At 66.7% G+C, this 17,968-nt stretch carries 16 protein-coding genes; 10 read left to right on the top strand and 6 right to left on the bottom strand.

Going from position 1 to position 17,968, the window contains the following annotated elements; all coding sequences use genetic code 11:
* Nucleotides 1–54: 54 nt before the first annotated feature.
* Complete coding sequence (locus VGF12_RS22830) at nt 55–549, top strand: DUF3016 domain-containing protein (RefSeq protein ID WP_331178341.1); 495 nt, start codon at nt 55–57, stop codon at nt 547–549.
* Nucleotides 550–647: 98 nt separating this feature from the next.
* Here VGF12_RS22830 and rpmG read toward each other — a convergent pair whose 3' ends face one another.
* From rpmG to trxB, 3 genes are all read right to left on the bottom strand, one after another.
* Nucleotides 648–818 carry a 50S ribosomal protein L33 gene (gene rpmG, locus VGF12_RS22825; RefSeq protein WP_025564431.1) on the bottom strand — a complete coding sequence of 57 codons (171 nt, stop codon included), beginning with the start codon at nt 816–818 and terminating at the stop codon, nt 648–650.
* A gap of 31 nt (nt 819–849) precedes the next feature.
* Entirely contained in the window at nt 850–1,083 is a 234-nt protein-coding gene (gene rpmB, locus VGF12_RS22820; RefSeq protein ID WP_268153841.1) for a 50S ribosomal protein L28, read from the bottom strand.
* A gap of 179 nt (nt 1,084–1,262) precedes the next feature.
* Nucleotides 1,263–2,222 (bottom strand): thioredoxin-disulfide reductase, encoded by a 960-nt coding sequence (gene trxB, locus VGF12_RS22815; protein ID WP_331178340.1) that lies wholly within the window; start codon nt 2,220–2,222, stop codon nt 1,263–1,265.
* A gap of 163 nt (nt 2,223–2,385) precedes the next feature.
* On the opposite strand from trxB, the gene VGF12_RS22810 reads away from it, so the two are divergent.
* The 5 genes from VGF12_RS22810 (at nt 2,386) to VGF12_RS22790 (ending at nt 8,474) form a co-directional block, all read left to right on the top strand.
* Nucleotides 2,386–3,054, top strand: coding sequence for a Crp/Fnr family transcriptional regulator (locus VGF12_RS22810; protein ID WP_056196243.1), 669 nt, complete (start codon nt 2,386–2,388; stop codon nt 3,052–3,054).
* 16 nt (nt 3,055–3,070) lie between these two features.
* A complete protein-coding gene (locus VGF12_RS22805) occupies nt 3,071–5,458 on the top strand; it encodes a DNA translocase FtsK (RefSeq protein WP_331178339.1) in 2,388 nt (795 codons plus the stop codon).
* A 10-nt stretch (nt 5,459–5,468) separates the two neighbouring features.
* Nucleotides 5,469–6,074: an outer membrane lipoprotein chaperone LolA gene (gene lolA / locus VGF12_RS22800; RefSeq protein ID WP_331178338.1), complete on the top strand. Its 606-nt coding sequence runs from the start codon at nt 5,469–5,471 to the stop codon at nt 6,072–6,074.
* Between the two features lie 50 nt (nt 6,075–6,124).
* Complete coding sequence (locus VGF12_RS22795) at nt 6,125–7,429, top strand: replication-associated recombination protein A (protein WP_331178355.1); 1,305 nt, start codon at nt 6,125–6,127, stop codon at nt 7,427–7,429.
* 127 nt (nt 7,430–7,556) lie between these two features.
* Nucleotides 7,557–8,474, top strand: a complete 918-nt coding sequence (locus tag VGF12_RS22790) for an amino acid ABC transporter substrate-binding protein (RefSeq protein WP_331178337.1) — start codon at nt 7,557–7,559, stop codon at nt 8,472–8,474.
* A 9-nt stretch (nt 8,475–8,483) separates the two neighbouring features.
* Here VGF12_RS22790 and VGF12_RS22785 read toward each other — a convergent pair whose 3' ends face one another.
* On the bottom strand, nt 8,484–9,824 hold the full coding sequence (locus VGF12_RS22785; RefSeq protein ID WP_331178336.1) for a sigma-54 dependent transcriptional regulator: 1,341 nt from the start codon (nt 9,822–9,824) through the stop codon (nt 8,484–8,486).
* On the bottom strand, nt 9,817–11,697 hold the full coding sequence (locus VGF12_RS22780) for a sensor histidine kinase (protein ID WP_331178335.1): 1,881 nt from the start codon (nt 11,695–11,697) through the stop codon (nt 9,817–9,819). The genes VGF12_RS22785 and VGF12_RS22780 overlap by 8 nt, the downstream gene beginning before the upstream one ends.
* A gap of 297 nt (nt 11,698–11,994) precedes the next feature.
* On the opposite strand from VGF12_RS22780, the gene VGF12_RS22775 reads away from it, so the two are divergent.
* From VGF12_RS22775 to VGF12_RS22760, 4 genes are read left to right on the top strand one after another with little or no spacing between them, the layout of a single operon-like run.
* On the top strand, nt 11,995–12,918 hold the full coding sequence (locus VGF12_RS22775; RefSeq protein WP_331178334.1) for a branched-chain amino acid ABC transporter permease: 924 nt from the start codon (nt 11,995–11,997) through the stop codon (nt 12,916–12,918).
* A 12-nt stretch (nt 12,919–12,930) separates the two neighbouring features.
* Nucleotides 12,931–14,013, top strand: coding sequence for a branched-chain amino acid ABC transporter permease (locus VGF12_RS22770; protein WP_331178333.1), 1,083 nt, complete (start codon nt 12,931–12,933; stop codon nt 14,011–14,013).
* A 13-nt stretch (nt 14,014–14,026) separates the two neighbouring features.
* A complete protein-coding gene (locus tag VGF12_RS22765; RefSeq protein ID WP_331178332.1) occupies nt 14,027–14,812 on the top strand; it encodes an ABC transporter ATP-binding protein in 786 nt (261 codons plus the stop codon).
* A gap of 14 nt (nt 14,813–14,826) precedes the next feature.
* Nucleotides 14,827–15,549, top strand: coding sequence for an ABC transporter ATP-binding protein (locus VGF12_RS22760; protein ID WP_331178331.1), 723 nt, complete (start codon nt 14,827–14,829; stop codon nt 15,547–15,549).
* A 119-nt stretch (nt 15,550–15,668) separates the two neighbouring features.
* Here VGF12_RS22760 and VGF12_RS22755 read toward each other — a convergent pair.
* Nucleotides 15,669–17,968: alkaline phosphatase D family protein (locus VGF12_RS22755; protein WP_331178330.1), on the bottom strand; the 2,300-nt coding region annotated here is incomplete at its 5' end.

The following is a 17,968-nucleotide window of genomic DNA, read 5'->3' as shown; positions in this document are numbered from 1 at the left end:
CTTGGGCTGGCCTAGACTTGAGACATGCAGTCGTCGCTGAACAGGAGGTTTGCCATGAAGACCCGCTGGATTGCCCTGGCCGTGATGGCCCTCGCATCTGCTGCCGCGCAGGCGGACGTGAAGGTGAATTTCATCCACTCCGAGAAGTTCTCGGACATCAAGGACAGTAACGGCTTCCGGGATCCGGACGTTCTGAAGGACATCGAGGCGCATCTGGTGGCGCAGTTCGAGAAGCGCCTGCCTGGGCGCGATGTCCGTGTTGACGTGTTGGATGTGGATCTCGCAGGCGAGGTGGAGCCCTTCCTGTGGCGTGGCCAGTGGCTGCGCGTGATGCGCTCGGTCACGTCGCCGTCCATCGAGTTGAGCTATGAAGTCCGTGAGGGCGACAAGGTCGTGCAGCAGGGCAAGACATACATGCGAGACATGAATTACCAGGACGGCTTCAACAGCTACTACAGCGGCGATACGCTGCGCTATGAGAAGCGCATGATCGATCGCTGGATGCAGCGCGAGTTCAGCCCGGCCATGGCAGCGGCGCCGGCCAACTGACGCAGCCGCCGGACGCCCAAAAGAACAAACCCGCCAGCGTTGCCGCTTGGCGGGTTTTGTTTTGCCGGGAGGGCAGGGCGGTCGAGCCGCCCGGCACATCACTTCAGCTTGATTTCCTTGTACAGGACGTGCTTGCGCGCCTTCGGGTCGAACTTCATGAATTCGAGCTTTTCGGGCGTGGTCTTCTTGTTCTTGTTCGTCGTGTAGAAGTGGCCGGTGCCCGCGGTGGACTCCAGCTTGATCTTTTCGCGGCCGCCTTTGGATGCCATGGTCGTATTCCTTTAGTGGGTCAGATGACGATCAGAGCTCGCCTTTGGCGCGCAGATCGGCGACGACTTGGTCGATGCCGACCTTGTCGATCAAACGCAGAGCGGCATTGCTGATGCGCAGGCGCACCCAGCGGTTTTCCGATTCCACAAAGAAACGACGGTATTGCAGGTTCGGCAGGAACCGACGCTTGGTTTTGTTGTTGGCGTGGGAAACGTTGTTCCCGACCATGGGCTTCTTGCCCGTGACTTGACAGACGCGTGCCATGACGCTTCTCCGGTTTGATTTCTCTGACCAGTTGCCCAAACAGCTCGGGCAACCCTTTGACCGCAAATGCCTGCTAAATCCGTCGCTTAAAGCTCAGGATGCGGTCCATCCGGCAGGCAAGCCCGCGAGTATAGCGGTAAACCCGGAATTCCGGAAGGGCTTGTGCGCCCCCTGCCGGATCAGCCGTTTTCCTGCTCCAGGAAACGCTGCGCATCCAGCGCAGCCATGCAGCCCGTGCCGGCGCTGGTGATGGCCTGGCGGTAGACGTGGTCCTGCACGTCGCCGGCGGCGAACACGCCCGGCACGCTGGTCATCGTCGCGAAGCCGTTCAGGCCGCTCTTGGTGATGATGTAGCCGTCCTTCATCTCCAACTGGCCCTGGAAGATGTCGGTGTTGGGGTGGTGGCCGATGGCGATGAAGCAGCCGTGCACGGGGATGTCGGCCTTGCTGCCATCGAGGGTGCTGACGGTGCGCACGCCGGTGACACCGGAGTCGTCGCCCAGCACCTCTTCGAGCTGTTGGAAGAGATGCAGCACGATCTTGCCGGCATCGGCCTTTTCCTTGAGCTTGTCGATCAGGATGGGCTCTGCGCGGAATTTGTCGCGGCGATGGATCAGATGGACGGTGCTGGCGATGTTGGACAGGTACAGCGCCTCCTCCACGGCCGTGTTGCCGCCCCCGACCACGCAGACTTCCTGGCCGCGGTAGAAGAAGCCGTCGCAGGTCGCGCAACCACTGACCCCGCGGCCCATGAAGGTCTGCTCGGACTCGAGGCCCAGGTACTTGGCAGAGGCGCCGGTCGCAATGATCAACGCATCGCAGGTGTAGGTCCCGCTGTCGCCGGTCAGGGTGAAGGGGCGCTTGGAGAAATCGACCGCGTTGATGTGGTCGAAGACGATCTGGGTCTGGAAGCGCTCGGCATGCTGCTGGAAGCGCTGCATCAGCTCGGGCCCCTGCACGCCCATCACGTCGGCCGGCCAGTTGTCGACTTCCGTCGTCGTCATGAGCTGCCCACCCTGGGCCATGCCGGTGATCAGCGTGGGCTTCAGATTGGCGCGGGCGGCATAGATGGCGGCGGTGTAGCCGGCGGGGCCGGAGCCGAGGATGAGCAGTCCGTGGTGTTGGGTGGTAGCGGTCATGGCAGGGGAAATGAGGGCGGTGGAGGGGCTTGCAAGTCGGCTGCGGGGTGAAAACCCCGACAACAACCATTGAGGCAAGCCCTGCCACGTGTGCAAAATGCACGCCATTTTAGGCAGGCACCTTTTCGGCTGTCGGCCTGTGCCCCAAACCTGGAGATTGCATATGGCGATGATTTCCAACCTGGACCTGATCCGCCGGGTTCCGCTGTTCTCGATGCTGACCACCGATCAGGCCCAGTCCATCGCTGACAGCGTCGTCAAGCGCCGCTTCAAGCGCGGTGAACTGATCGTCGAGCAGGGCACCAAGTCCAACGCGCTCTTCATCCTGCTGAACGGGCGCGCGCGCGTGTTGACGGCCGACCATCGTGGCAGAGAGGTCATCCTGGCCGTGCTGCAGTCGGGCGACTACGTCGGCGAGATGAGCCTGATCGACAACGAGCCCCATTCCGCGACCGTGCGCGCCGAGGTGCAGACCGACATGCTGGTGCTGGGCCGGCTGGAGTTCGCGCGCTGCCTGCCCGAGAGCAGCAGCCTGTCGTACGGCATCCTGCGCGGCCTGGTCGCGCGGCTGCGCAATGCCGACCGCCAGATCGAGTCGCTCGCGCTGCTGGACGTCTACGGCCGTGTCGCCCGCACGCTGCTGGACATGTCCGAGGACGAGAAGGGCATCAAGCTGATTCGCGGCAAGGTGTCACGTCAGGACATGGCCAAGGTCGTCGGCGCGTCGCGCGAGATGGTGAGCCGGGTCATGAAGGACCTGGAGGAGCGCGGCGTCATTGAAACGCTTGAGAACGGATCGGTGGTCATCAAGGAACGCCTGACCCACGATTGAGCGCGACAATGGGGGAATGAGTTTTCCCCTCGGTTCCCTGCTGGGCGGTCAGGACGAATCCGGCACCGCCAGCGAGCCCGCCAGCCCCGCCAAAGCCACCCGCCGCCAGGTGCCCAAGCGCGCGTCGGCGCCGCCTTCCGCCGCTTCGAGGCTGCTGCGCACGCCGCTTTGGCTTGCCCTGACGGCCCTCGCGCTGTCACTGCTCGTGCTGGCCCTGGCCACGCACGACGTTCGCGATGCCGCCTTCTCGACCAGCGGCCAGCGCGACCTCGTCGGCAACCGTGTCGGCGGCCTGGGCGCTTGGGTGTCTGACGGCTTGCTCTTCTTGTTCGGCTTCTCGGCCTGGTGGCTGCCGCTGCTGGCGTTGCGCGCCTGGCTGCGTGGCCTGGCAGGCCTGCTGCGCCATGACACGCCGGAGCCCGTGCGCTGGGGCAGACGTCTGCGCTGGTGGGGCGGCGTGCTGCTGCTGATCGGCGCCAGCTGTGCGCTGGAATGGAGCCGGCTCTACGCTGTCGAGCCCCGTCTCCCGGGTCACGCCGGCGGCATCGTCGGCTATGCGCTGGGGCCGCTGGGCATGAAGGGCCTGGGCTTCGCCGGCTCGGGCGTCGTCTGGATCGTGCTGCTGTTGACGGGCATGTCCTGGGCGCTGCGCTTCTCATGGGGTCATGTGGCCGAGTCCATTGGCGAGCGCATCGAGCAACTGCGCGAGCAACGCATCGAGCGTCGCGAGATCAAGGCCGACCAGAAGGCCGGCGAGCAGGCGGTGAAGGAGCGCGAGCAGGAGGTCGAGGTCGAGCGCCAGATCGAGCGCCAGGTGGAAGCCGAACACGCGCCGCTGGTGATCGAGGCGCCGGTCGTCGAGGTGCCGCAGTCCACGCGTGTCGCCAAGGAGCGCCAGCAGACGCTGTTCGTCGATGCCGGCGACGCCAAGCTGCCCCAGGTGGATCTGCTGGACGCCGCGCCGGGCCGTCAGGAGACGGTCACGCCCGAGTCGCTGGAGATGACCAGCCGCCTCATCGAGAAGAAGCTGCGCGACTTCGGCGTCGAGGTGCACGTTGTCGCCGCGTCGCCGGGGCCCGTGATCACGCGCTACGAGATCGAGCCGGCCACCGGCGTGAAGGGCTCCCAGGTCGTCAACCTGGCCAAGGACCTGGCGCGCTCGCTCAGTCTCACGTCCATCCGCGTCGTCGAGACCATCCCGGGCAAGAACTACATGGCTCTGGAGCTGCCCAACGCGCGCCGCCAAACCATTCGCCTGTCCGAGATCCTCGGCTCCCAGGTCTATGCCGACGCCGCGTCCCAGCTGACCATGGGCCTGGGCAAGGACATCGTGGGCATGCCCGTCGTGGCCGACCTCGCCAAGATGCCGCACTGCCTGGTCGCCGGCACGACCGGTTCGGGCAAGTCGGTGGGCATCAACGCGATGATTCTCAGCCTGCTCTACAAGGCCGAGGCCCGCGACGTTCGCCTCATCCTCATCGACCCCAAGATGCTGGAGATGAGCGTCTACGAGGGCATCCCGCACCTGCTGGCACCGGTCGTGACGGACATGAAACAGGCCGGCAACGCGCTGAACTGGTGTGTCGGCGAGATGGAGCGCCGCTACAAGATCATGTCCAAGGTCGGGGTGCGCAACCTCGCCGGCTACAACAAGAAGATCGACGAGGCCAAGGCCAACGGTGTCAGCATTCCGAACCCGTTCAGCCTGACGCCGGAGGAGCCGGAGCCGCTGGAGCGGCTGCCCTTCATCGTCGTCGTCATCGACGAGTTGGCCGACTTGATGATGGTGGTCGGCAAGAAGATTGAGGAATTGATCGCCCGCCTGGCGCAGAAGGCGCGCGCGGCCGGCATCCACCTGATCCTCGCCACGCAGCGTCCGTCGGTCGATGTCATCACGGGCCTCATCAAGGCGAACATCCCGACCCGCCTGTCCTTTCAGGTCAGCTCCAAGATCGACAGCCGCACCATCCTCGACCAGATGGGGGCCGAGGCGCTGTTGGGCATGGGCGACATGCTGTACATGCCCTCGGGCACCGGTCTGCCCATCCGCGTGCATGGCGCCTTTGTCAGCGACGACGAGGTCCACCGCGTTGTGGAGTACATCAAGTCCCAGGGTGAACCCAACTACATCGAGGGCATCCTCGAAGGCGGCGTGCTCGACGACATGGGTGGCGAGGCGCCGGCGCCGGGCGAGTCCAATGGTGAAAGCGACCCCATGTACGACCAGGCTGTGGCCATCGTCCTACAACATCGCAAGGCGTCCATCTCGCTGGTGCAGCGCCATCTGCGCATAGGCTACAACCGCGCCGCTCGGCTGCTGGAGCAGATGGAGAACTCCGGACTGGTCGGCGCGCTGGCGTCCAACGGCAGCCGTGAATTGATTGTTCCCAAACGCGACGAGTGATCCGAGACGAATGAAGAAACTCCTGCTGTCCCTGACCCTGCTGATCGCCGCGGCGGCCCATGCCGACGCAGTTGACTCGCTGCGTGACTTCGCCCGCGATGTGAAGAGCGGCAAGGCCAACTTCACGCAGACCGTCACTTCGCCTGACGGCAAGCGCAAGAAGGTCTCGTCCGGATCGTTCGAGTTCCAGCGCCCCAACCAGTTCCGCTTTGCCTACGCCAAGCCCTTCGAGCAGGTCATCGTGGCAGACGGCCACAAGGTGTGGATCTACGACGCCGACCTGAATCAGGCCAGCTCTCGCAAGCTGGCCGACGCGCTGGGCGCCACACCTGCTGCGCTGCTGGCCGGCACGAATCTCGAACGCGACTTCACGCTGAAGGCCTTGCCGGCGGAAGCGGGGCTGGACTGGGTACAGGCCAGTCCCAAGCAGGCGGAGTCGACCATCCAGTCCCTCAAGCTCGGCTTCAAGGCCAAGGAGCTGGCGGCGATGGAGATCGTCGACGGCTTCGGCCAGCGCTCGCGGCTGGACTTCAGTGCGGTGCAGGCCAACGTGGCCGTGCCGGTCGAGCGCTTCCAGTTCAAGCTGCCGGCCGGGGCAGACCTGATCGAGCAGTGAGCGGTTCGCTGTTCGACGACGACACGCCGCCGGCTGCCGCTGCGGCCGGGATCGCTCCGCCGGTGGTGCCGCTGCCAGAACTGCTGCGACCCAGCCGGCTGGACGAGGTCATCGGTCAGAGCCACCTGCTTGGCGAAGGCAAGCCATTGCGGCTGGCGTTCAAGTCCGGCAAGCCGCACTCGATGATCTTCTGGGGCCCGCCGGGCGTCGGCAAGACGACGCTGGCGCGGCTTACGGCCAGCGCCTTCGGCTGTGAGTTCATCGCGCTGTCGGCCGTGTTGTCGGGCGTGAAAGACATCCGCGAGGCGGTCGAGCGCGCGCAGCAGTACGCGGCGCAGCGCAAACGCACCATCCTGTTCGTCGACGAGATCCATCGTTTCAACAAGGCGCAGCAGGACGCGCTGCTGCCGCACGTCGAGTCGGGCCTGTTCACCTTTATCGGCGCTACCACCGAGAACCCGTCCTTCGAGGTGAACTCCGCGCTGTTGTCGCGGGCCCAGGTCTACGTGCTCAAGAGCCTGAGCGAGGACGAGCTGCGCGAGCTGGCCGACCGCGCGCTGCGGCAGGCACTGCAGCCGATGACGCTGGACGAGGCCGCGCTCACCACGCTGGTGGGCTACGCGGACGGCGATGCCCGCCGGTTGCTGCACCTGCTGGAGCAATGCCACACGGCGGCGCTCGCGGCCGGCATCAGTGCCGTGGACGCGGCCTTCATCACGCGCTCGCTCAGCCTCAACGTGCGCCGCTTCGACAAGGGCGGCGACAACTTCTACGACCAGATCTCGGCCCTGCACAAGTCGGTGCGCGGCTCCAGCCCGGATGGCGCGCTCTACTGGTTGTGCCGCATGCTGGACGGCGGCGCCGACGCGCGCTATTTGTCGCGCCGCATTGTGCGCATGGCCTGGGAGGACATCGGCCTGGCGGATCCGCGCGCACTGCAAATCGCCAACGATGCAGCTGCCACCTTCGAACGGCTGGGCAGTCCTGAAGGCGAGCTCGCGCTGGCGCAGGCGGTGCTCTACCTGGCCTGCGCCGCCAAGAGCAACGCGGGCTACAACGCCTACAACGCGGCCCGTGCCTTCGTGAAGCAGGACGGCAGCCGCGAGGTGCCAGTTCACCTGCGCAATGCGCCTACCCGGCTCATGAAGGAACTGGGCTACGGACACGAGTACCGCTACGCCCACGACGAGCCGCATGCCTACGCAGCGGGCGAGACCTACCTGCCCGACGGCATGCCTGAGCCGGGCTGGTACCAGCCCGTTCCCCGCGGGCTGGAGGCCAAGATTGCAGAGAAGTTGGCCTTCCTGCGCCGGCTGGACGAGGAGGCCGGCGGCCCGTCCACTGACGTGACCTGAGCCCGCCACGCTCAGGCGATCGTCACCGCCGCATCGTCCTTGGCGGTCGCGGCGATGGTTGGGCTGGGCCGGTCGAGCGCCGGACACCATGGAACAATCTCCGGTTTGGTGTCCCGGAGGCTGCCCGATGGCATGGTTTAGAGGCGCTGCAATCTGGTTGGCCGTGCTGGCCTGGCTGATCCCGGCGGCCACGGCGCGTGGCGCCGAGGGCGGGACACTCAGCCGCGTGCGCGAAACGGGCGTCATCGTCATCGGCTACCGGCCGGCGTCGCTGCCGTTCTCCTATCTCGACGCGCAACTGCGGCCCACGGGCTATTCGGTGGAACTCTGCGAGCGCGTCATCGCGACGGTGCGCGAAAAACTGGGCCTGCCCGACCTCGAGGTGCGCCGCGTCGAGGTGGCGTCCGCGACGCGCATGCCGCTGGTCATCAACGGCACCCTGGACATGGAGTGCGGCATCACGACACACACCGCCGAACGCGCCCGCAGCCAGTCCTTCTCGCTGACCATCTTTGTCGCCGAAACGCGGCTGCTGGCGCGCGCCGGCGATCGTGTGCAAAGCCTCGCGGACCTGCGCGGCCGGCCCGTCGCATCCACGATCGGCACCACCAGCATCCAGCACCTCGCCAAGGTCAACGAGCAGCAGAACCTCGGCATCCGCATCCTCGGCGGCCTGGACGACCCAGAGGGCTTCCAGCTGCTGCGCAGCGGCCGCGCGGCAGCCTTCCTGATGGATGACGTGGTGCTGCGCAGCCTGCTCGCCCAGCAGGGGCCGGGCGCGGACGATTACCGCCTGTCCGACCAGGCGCTGACCATCGAGCCTTACGCGATCGGGCTGCGCAAGGGCGATCCGCAGTTCAAGGCGCTGGTCGACGAGGTGCTGGCCGGGCTGTACCGCAGCGGAGAGATCCATGCGATCTACCGGCGCTGGTTCGAGTCGCCGCTGCCGTCGCAGGGCCTGAACCTGAAGCTGCCGATGAGTGCGGCCTTCCGCCGTGTGATCGCGAACCCGACGGATTCTCCGGATCCCGAGCGCTACCGTTGATCGGGCCCGTCAGCGGAAGGCGTCCAGCTGGATGCCGTGCCGGTTCAGCTTGTCGTACAGCGTCTTGCGCGGCGTGCCGAGAAGTTCCATCGCCGCCGGCACCTTGCCCTGGGTGCGGCGCAGGGCCTGTTCGATGAGGGCCTTCTCGACGACGTCCATCTGCCTCGCCAGGTTCAGCGACGGCACCGCCTGCAGCGCCGCCTGGGGGTCGAGATCGTCCAGCGCCAGCACGAAGCGGTCGGCCGCGTTGCGGATCTCACGCACGTTGCCGGGCCAGTCGTGGGCCATCAGCTCGCGCAGCTTGTCGGGCGTCAACTCTGGTGCCGCACGCTCGTAGCGGGCACAGGCCAGGGCGACGAAGTGCTCGAACAGCAGCGGCACGTCCTCGCGGCGCTCGCGAAGCGGCGGGAGCTGCAGCGTGGCGATATTGAGCCGGTAGTAGAGGTCGCTGCGGAAGTCGCCGCGCGCGGCCTGATCGCGCAGGTCGGACTTGCTGGCCGCGATGAAGCGCACGTTGACGGGCAGCTCCTCGTTGGAGCCCAGTCGCTCGACCCGGCGCTCCTGCAGCACGCGCAGGAGCTTGATCTGCAACGCGATTGGCATGGTCTCGATCTCGTCCAGCAGCAGCGTGCCACCGTTGGCATGTTCGATCTTGCCGATGCGGCGCTTCGCGGCGCTCGTGAACGAGCCAGGTTCGTGGCCGAACAACTCGCTCTCGAACAGCGCTTCGGGCAGGCCGCCACAGTTGATGGCCACGAAGTGGCGGTCGCGACGCAGGCTTTGGTCGTGCAGGCAGCGCGCCACCAGCTCCTTGCCCGTGCCGGTCTCGCCGACGATGAGCACGTCAGCCGAGGTGCCAGCCAGGTTCAGCACCTGGCGGCGCAGCTGCTGCATGGCCGGCGACTGGCCCAGCAGCGCCGCTTCGATGCCGCTGGCGCGCTGCAGCTGGGCACGCAGCTCGTCGGCCGAATGGCGCAGCGTGCGCAGGTCCAGCGCGCGGCGGGTCACGTCAAGCAGGCGCTCGGGGGCGAAGGGCTTCTCGATGAAGTCGTAGGCCCCTGCGCGCATGGATTTCACGGCCATGGCCACATCGCCATGGGCGGTGATGAGGATGGTGGGGATGGCCGGGTCGGTGGCCTGCACGTGGGCCAGCAACGCGCGGCCGTCCATGCCGGGCAGGCGCACGTCGGTGATGACGACGATCTGCGCGCCGGGCTGGATGTGGGGCAGTGCCTCCTCCGCGCTTCGGCAGGGAACGACCGCCAGGCCTTCCAGCTCCAGCGTCTGCGTGAGGCTGACCCGCACGGGCAGATCGTCCTCCACGAACACGACCTTGTAGCCTTCAAACATCGGTTTGCTCCATCGCTTCCCAGGATTCGACAGCGAGGTCGAACTCGAAACTCATGCCTTGCTCTCCGTTGCCCAGCCGCTCGGCACGCAGCGTGCCGCCGAACTCTTGCACGATCTTGGCCGAGATGACCAGGCCCAGGCCCAGTCCATCGCCGGGCGGCTTGGTCGTGAAGAAGGGCTCGAAGAGATGTGTCAGATCCTCTTCGCCGACACCCGAGCCGCTGTCCTGAACCTGCACCAGCACGCGTCGCCCGCCGTCCTGCGCGACGGCCCGCACGCGCAGCCGGCGCTCGGCCTCGTGCTGCATGGCGTCGATGGCATTGCCGAACAGGTTGACGAGCACCTGCTCCAGCCGGTTGGCCTCGGCCCGCACACGCAGGCCCGAGGGCACGTCCATCTCGGTCTGCAGGCCCAGGGTGCGGCTGCGGTGCTCCAGCAGCAGCAGCGCGTTGTGCACGCAATCCAGCAGCACGACGGCGCCAGCCAGCTGCTCGTCGGCCTTGCGCGCAAAGCTCTTCAGCTGGCTGGTGATCCGGCTCATGCGTTCGACCATGTCGTCCATGATCTGCAGGTTGCCGCTCACGGCATCCTGGCGGCCGTTCTCAAGCAGGCGGATGGAATTGCGTGCCAGCGCGCGCAGCGCCGTCAGAGGCTGGTTGATCTCGTGCGACAGCCCTGCCGACATCTGGCCCAGCACGGCCAGTTTGCTGGCTTGCAGCAGCTCGCCCTCGGTCTGCAGGCGCTGCTGGATCTGCGTCTTGAGCGCGGCGTTGGTCTGGCGCAGTTCGGCGGTGCGGCTGTCCACCAGCTGCTCCAGCTGGGCGTGGGTCTGGCGCAGGGCGGCCTGGGCCTGGGTCAACTGGCGCAGCGCGCGCCGGCGCGATGACAGATAGAGCACTAGCAGGCCGATGCTGGCGCCGAAGGCCGCGCCGCCCCAGGCCGCGTACTGGGCGCGCTGCCGCACCTCGGTCAGGTCGGACAGCGCCACCAGGCGCAGCCCCAGCGGCACGATCTGCCGCTGTTGTGCCAGCATGGGCTTGGCGCCCGACGCCCCACCGGTGCCGGGCAGCGGCAGCTTCACCTGCTGCCCCTGGTGCACTTCCAGCGAGGCCGGCAGGTCCAGGTCGGGGCCGATTGCCTGGGGGTAGCGCGCGCTGGCTTGCAGGGCCCTGCGGCGCGACGGGTCGGCGTGGTCGAGCACGGCGTACTTCCAGGCCTGCACCGAGCTCATGATGACGACGTCCTGGTCGTCGGCGACGAGGATGCGCTCACCCTGGGAGCGCAGACCCAGGTCCACCCAGGTTGCCTCCAGCGGCGCGAGGTTGAAGCGCACCACGATGACGCCCGCCGGCTGGCTTGCCTGGCGCAGCGGGTGCAGCAGGTAGAAATCGGTGCTGCCCGTGCCGGCATCGGCGGCGAAGAAGTGCACCCGGCCCTGGGCCAGGGCCTCGGCGAGGCGAGCCGGGGCGCTGAGCGTCTCGCTGGCGGCCAGCACCTCGCCCTGCGGCGTGGCGACGAAGATCTGGTGGGTGCCGGCGCGCACGTTGACGCGGGCCAGCATGCGGCTGGCCGCGCGGCGGGCCTGTTCGTCGTTGGGGGCCTGGAGCAGTGCCTGCAGCGTCGGATCAATGGCCAGCAGGCTTGGCAGCGAGGCATGCCGACCCAGCTCCGCGGCGAGGTTGCTGGCATAGAGCTCCAGCCGCTCGGTGCTGAGGGCCGAGAGCTGCTCGCGGCCGCTGCGTTCACTCAAGCGGTGCGCGAGCACGAAACCGAGCACCATCAGCAGGCCGGCCAGGAACAGATGGAAGCCCGGACGGCTCAGCAGCCGGAGCAGGTGCAGCGCGCGTGGGCGGGAAGAATCGAGCACAACCATGGCAGAAGGGCCGTCTAGTGTGCCCATGCCTGGGGGGGGACGACAGGCCTGCGGACGGTTTTTTGGGGCTTGGCGGAGAACCGCCCGCCACGTGTGCGGTTTGTGCGGATTTCCGCCCGGTTTTTCGTGGCAGACACTCGTGAAATCTGACCGGTACCGCTCCCGTAGGACGGATCAAACGGTCGGTCGTTTCGGGCCGTCGGTGAATACCCTTGAAACCTCGTGATTGGCACGAGGGTTGCGATTTACGTCGGGTCCGTTGGCGCATGCTGCGCCCCAACAAATTCGGGAGCCCTCATGGAGACTCTGATTCAACAGATCATCAACGGCCTGGTGCTGGGGAGCATGTATGCCCTCGTCGCGCTCGGCTACACGATGGTCTACGGCATCATCAACCTCATCAACTTCGCTCACGGCGAGATCCTGATGGTCGGCGCCATGGTCAGCTGGACGGTGGTCACGGCGCTGGGCGACGCGGGCCTGCCCGGGTGGCTGCTGATGCTGATCGGCCTGGCTTGCGCCGTGATCGTCTGCGCGGTGCTGAACTTCTCGGTCGAGAAGATCGCCTACCGGCCGCTGCGCAACGCGCCGCGGCTGGCGCCGCTGATCACCGCGATGGGCATGTCGCTGCTGCTGCAGGTGCTCGCGATGATCATCTGGAAGCCCAATCCCAAGCCCTTCCCCCTGCTGCTGCCGACGACGCCGTTCGACCTGGGCGGGCCTGTGATCACGGTCACGCAGTGCCTGATCCTGGGGCTCACCGTGTGCATCCTCGCCGGCCTGATGTATCTGGTGAACTACACCAAGCTGGGCCGCGCGATGCGCGCTACCGCCGAGAACCCGCGCGTGGCCGGCTTGATGGGCGTGAAACCCGACTTCATCATTTCGACCACCTTCGTGATCGGCGCTGCGCTGGCCGCCGTGGCCGGCCTGATGTGGGCGGCCAACTATGGCACCGTGCAGCACACCATGGGCTTCATGCCCGGCCTGAAGGCCTTTACGGCCGCGGTGCTGGGCGGCATCGGCAACCTGGCGGGCGCCGTGGTGGGCGGGGTGCTGCTCGGTCTCATCGAGGCCATTGGCGCGGGCTACCTGGGCGATCTCACCGGTGGGGTGCTGGGCAGCCACTATGCCGACATCTTTGCCTTCATCGCCCTCATCCTCGTGCTGACACTGCGCCCCTCGGGCCTGCTGGGCGAGCGCGTGGCCGATCGCGCCTGACGGAGGAACGCCATGCAAACCAAGAAACTCATCACCTTCCTGTTGGCGGCCATCGGTCTGCTGGTCGTGCCGCTGTTCGCACAGCAGTTTGGCAACGGTCCGGTGCGCATCATCGACCTGGCCCTGCTTTACGTGCTGCTTGCGCTGGGCCTGAACATCGTCGTCGGATACGCGGGCCTGCTGGACCTCGGCTACGTCGCGTTCTACGCGGTGGGCGCCTACATGTTCGCCTTGCTGGCCAGCCCGCACCTGAGCGAGAACTTCGAGGCTTTCCAGGCCGCATTCCCGCAGGGACTGCATTCGCCACTGTGGATCGTCATCCCGCTGGCCGCCGGCATCGCTGCGCTGTTCGGCGTCGTGCTGGGCGCGCCGACGCTGAAGCTGCGCGGCGACTACCTCGCCATCGTCACGCTGGGCTTCGGCGAAATCATCCGCGTCTTCCTGAACAACCTGGAGTACCCGCTCAACATCACCAACGGCCCGCGCGGCATCGGCCAGATCGACTCCTTCCACCTCTTCGGTGTCAGTCTGGGCAAGTCGCTGCAGATCGGCGACTACACGCTGCCGTCGGTGACGTTGTACTACTACCTCTTCCTCGCCCTGGTCGTCGGCAGCGTCGTCATCTGCTACCGCCTGGAGCAGTCGCGCATCGGCCGCGCCTGGATGGCCATCCGCGAAGATGAGATCGCCGCCAAGGCTATGGGCATCAATACCCGCAACCTCAAGCTGCTGGCGTTCGGCATGGGCGCCACTTTCGGCGGCGTGGCCGGCTCGATGTTCGCGAGCTTCCAGGGCTTCGTGTCGCCCGAGTCGTTCAGCCTGCAGGAGTCCATCATGATCGTCGCGATGGTGGTGCTGGGCGGCATCGGACACATCCCCGGCGTCATCCTGGGCGCGCTGATGCTGGCCGCCCTTCCAGAAGTACTGCGCTATGTGGCGGGGGATATCCAGAGCATGACAGGCGGCCGCATCGACGCGTCCATCCTGCGACAACTGCTGGTCGCGTTGGCCATGATCACCATCATGCTTGTCCGTCCGCGCGGGCTGTGGCCCTCGCCGGAACACGGCAAGGCGGCCCCGGTCGCCGCCAAGTGATGAGGGACCGAACATGAGCAACCACGACAACATCGTTCTTCACGTCAGCGGTGCGTCCAAGCGCTTTGGCGGTGTGCAGGCGCTGTCCGACGTCGGCATCCAGATCCAGCGTGGACAGGTATACGGCCTCATCGGCCCCAACGGGGCCGGCAAGACCACCTTCTTCAACGTCATCACCGGCTTGTACACACCCGACGGCGGCAGCTTCTCGCTGGGCGGCACACCCTACACGCCGCAGGCCGTGCACCAGGTTGCCAAGGCCGGCATCGCGCGCACGTTCCAGAACATCCGCCTCTTCGCCGACATGACGGCTATCGAGAACGTCATGGTCGGTCGCCATATCCGCACCAAGTCCGGCCTGATCGGTGCGGTCTTCCGCACGTCCGGTTTCAAGGCCGAGGAGGCCGCCATCAAGGCGCGTGCCCAGGAGCTGCTGGACTATGTCGGCATCGGCAAGTACGCGGACTACAAGGCCCGCACGCTGAGCTACGGCGACCAGCGCCGCCTCGAGATCGCCCGGGCCCTGGCCACCGACCCGCAGCTCATTGCGCTGGACGAGCCCGCCGCCGGCATGAACGCGACCGAGAAGGTCGTGCTGCGCGAGCTGATCGACCGCATCCGCAACGATGGCCGCACCATCCTTCTCATCGAGCACGACGTGAAGCTGGTGATGGGCCTGTGCGACCGCGTCACCGTGCTGGACTACGGCAAGCAGATCGCCGAGGGCACGCCGGCCGAGGTGCAGAACAACGAGAAGGTGATCGAGGCCTACCTCGGCGCCGGTCACAAGCCTCATTGAGCAGGGACCAAGAAATGGCAGAAGCAAAGCAAACCCTGCTCCAGGTCAGCGGTCTGAAGGTGGCCTACGGCGGCATCCAGGCCGTCAAGGGCGTCAGCTTCGAGGTGCGCGAGGGCGAGCTGGTCTCGCTGATCGGAGCCAATGGCGCCGGCAAGACGACGACGCTGAAGGCCATCACCGGTCTGCAGCCCGTGGCGGCCGGCGAGGTGACGTATCTGGGCGAGTCCATCAAGGGCAAGGGCGCCTGGGATCTGGCCAAGAAGGGCCTCGTGATGGTGCCGGAAGGCCGTGGCACCTTCACGCGCATGACCATTGTCGAGAACCTGCAGATGGGTGCCTACAACCGCAACGACGGCGAGATCGAGTCCGACATGGACAAGGTCTTCGGCCTGTTCCCGCGGTTGAAGGAACGCGCGAAGCAGCTGGCTGGCACCATGTCCGGCGGCGAGCAGCAGATGCTGGCCATGGGGCGCGCGCTGATGGCCCGTCCCAAGGTGCTACTGCTGGACGAGCCGTCCATGGGCTTGTCGCCCATCATGGTGGACAAGATCTTCGAGGTCGTGAACGACATTCACCAGCAAGGCGTCACGATCCTGCTGGTGGAGCAGAACGCCAGCCGTGCGCTACAACTCGCCAATCGCGGCTACGTGATGGAGTCGGGCGAGGTGACGATGGACGGCGAGGGCCAGGCGCTGCTGAACGATCCCAAGGTCCGCGCGGCGTACCTGGGAGAGTAAAGGATCGCCACCCACCCACCGGCTCCTGAAGGCAGACTGCCGCGGCCTGACAACGCCAGGCCGCGGCAGTCGCTGGATGAAGACGCCCGGCCGGGCGTATGGGTCTGGAGCGATTCGCCCTAGACCACGCTCACATCCGTCACGCCGGCCACAACGCGCACGGTCTTCGTGCTCGCCACCGCCGTGGCCGGTGCCACGCCACCGACCTGACGCGCCATCTTCTTGAAGGTGCAGACCAGGTCGGTCTTGGTCAGCGACACGACGGCATAGCCCTGGGCGTCGCTGTCGACATGCCGGATCCAGGGGTTGTTGACCGGCGGTGCCGCACCCGTCGTCGAGTTGGCAAAGGGGTTCAGGCGCTTGACGATCTCGGCGGCCGGCACCAGGTTGGCTGGGATGCCCAGTGCCGTGGCCAGGGACTGCTGGATCAGGCCGTAGAGCGTCATCGCCGCGACAGACTTGCCGGTGGCGGCCAGGTTGGCGATCAGGCTGGCGACCAGTGTGCCCATCGCGCCGTTTTGCGTCTCATCGAAGGTGTTGACGATGGCGCGTGACAGGGAGGCTGTCGGCGCAAAGGCCGCGGCCGGCACCTTGCCGGCCATGACGGCGGCCTGCACGGCGGCCTGGATGGCGGCGGTGTTGCTCAAGTCGGTCACGCCGGCCGCCATCGCGATGGCCGCGCTCAGCATCTGGATGGCAATGGCCTCGGCCTCGAACTCGCTGGTGGCCACCAACGGCTTCAGCGCGGCGAAGCTGGGCTGCGTGGCGGCGCCGTAGAAGTAGCTGAAGTTGGAGTTGCTGGACACGCCGGCCGTGACCAGGTCCACCATGGCTGGCACGCGCGTGGCGGCGTCGTAGTCGGCCATCACCACGCCGGCATAGAAGGCGTGGATGTCGCCCGTCACGGCGACCACATTCTTCACGCCCTTGGCCAGCAACTGGCCCATCAGGTATTTGCGCTCGGCGTTGAAACCGTCCCACTGGTCGCAGTTCAGCACGAACTTGGCCTTGAAGGCGGCCGGCGCGGTGGGGATCTGGTTGCCGTCAATGCCCATGCGCAGCAAGGACACCTCATTGCCCCAGATCTTCCATTGCGCGGTGGACGTCGTCATGGTCTGCACCCACCACTGGCGCTGCGCGCCGCCGAGCACGCTGACCAGGGCCAGCGGGTCGGGCAGCGCGGCACCGGCCTGCAGCTTGGCGGTCTCGACACTGGACAGCGTCGCCTGCGGCACCATGTAGCGCGCGCCAATGGAGCCGACCGGCTGGCCTGTCAACGGGCTGGGCGCGGCCTCGGGAATGAGGTGGTCGGCACGGTACAGGCGCTGGTCGGTCATGACCAGGTGCATCAGCTTGCCGAATTTCAGGTCGCGGTAGATGCGGATGCCGGTGATGCCCTGACCGGGATCCAGCGTGAAGCTGATGTCGGCCGGCATGTTCTCGAACCAGGCCTGGTTGGCGGCCAGGCGTCGCGGGGTCTGGGCAGTGTTGTCGCCCACGCCAGTGGCGGCGTTGAACGTGCCGTTGTCGTAGGTTTCCCGGTCCTGCCAGCAGTCGTCGCTGAACTCGTGGTCGTCCCAGACGGCAACGAAGGCGAAGCGTTCGTGCAGGTTCTGCAGGCGGCGGTCGGTGCGGTAGCGCTTGTAGAGATAGCGGTAGTCGGCAATGGTCGTCGCGTACTTGCCGCCGGTGGGCAGGGCCGTGCCGTTGGGCAGGCTGAGCGTGGCGTGGGCGCTCTCGACCCCGCCGGCCTGGTAGTCGGCGCCGACGGCTTCGTAGATGTAGTCGCCCAGGTGGACGATGAAGTCGATGTTCTCCGCAGCAAGCGTTTCCATGCCCGCCCAGTGGTTCACGCTCCAGTCCTGGCAGGAGATGAAGGCAAAGTTGAGCGCGTTGTTGTCGGTCTCCGCGGCCGGGGCCGTCTTGAAGCGAGCAACCCGCGAGGTGTTGCTGCCTGCGGTGAACTGGTAGTAGTAGACCGTGTCGGGCTTCAGTCCGCTGATGCGATGGCGCAGCGTGTGGTCGTAGAACTCGTAGACGGGCACGTCGGCGGTGGCGTCGGCTGTGCCGGCCAGGGCCGTGGTCGTGCCCAGCAGGGCGGCATTGCCGGCGGCGCTGCTGATGGAGAGCTTGACCGTAAAGCTGCCAGCGCCGTTGGCGCTGGTGACGTCGTCAGCCGAGGTCGGCACGACCCGGGCCCAGAGCACCGCGCCGTCGGGCTTTGGGTCACCCGAGGCGACCGACTGCGGGAACTTGTAGGCACCGCTCGCGGCGGGCGTGGCCGGAAGCGGCGTGCTGCTGCCCGGGAAGGTGGTCGGCAGCGGCTGGATGGGCGTGCCGGCATCGCCGCCGCCGCCGCAGCCGACGAGGCTGGACAGCGCGGTGGAGGCGGTGATCAAGGCGCCCGCTTGGGCGGCAC

Origin of the sequence: Roseateles sp. (genome assembly GCF_036404855.1) — a bacterium.
Lineage (GTDB): Bacteria > Pseudomonadota > Gammaproteobacteria > Burkholderiales > Burkholderiaceae_C > Pelomonas.
Note: the sequence above shows the minus strand (reverse complement) of the source record. Positions and strands in the feature narration are given on the sequence as shown.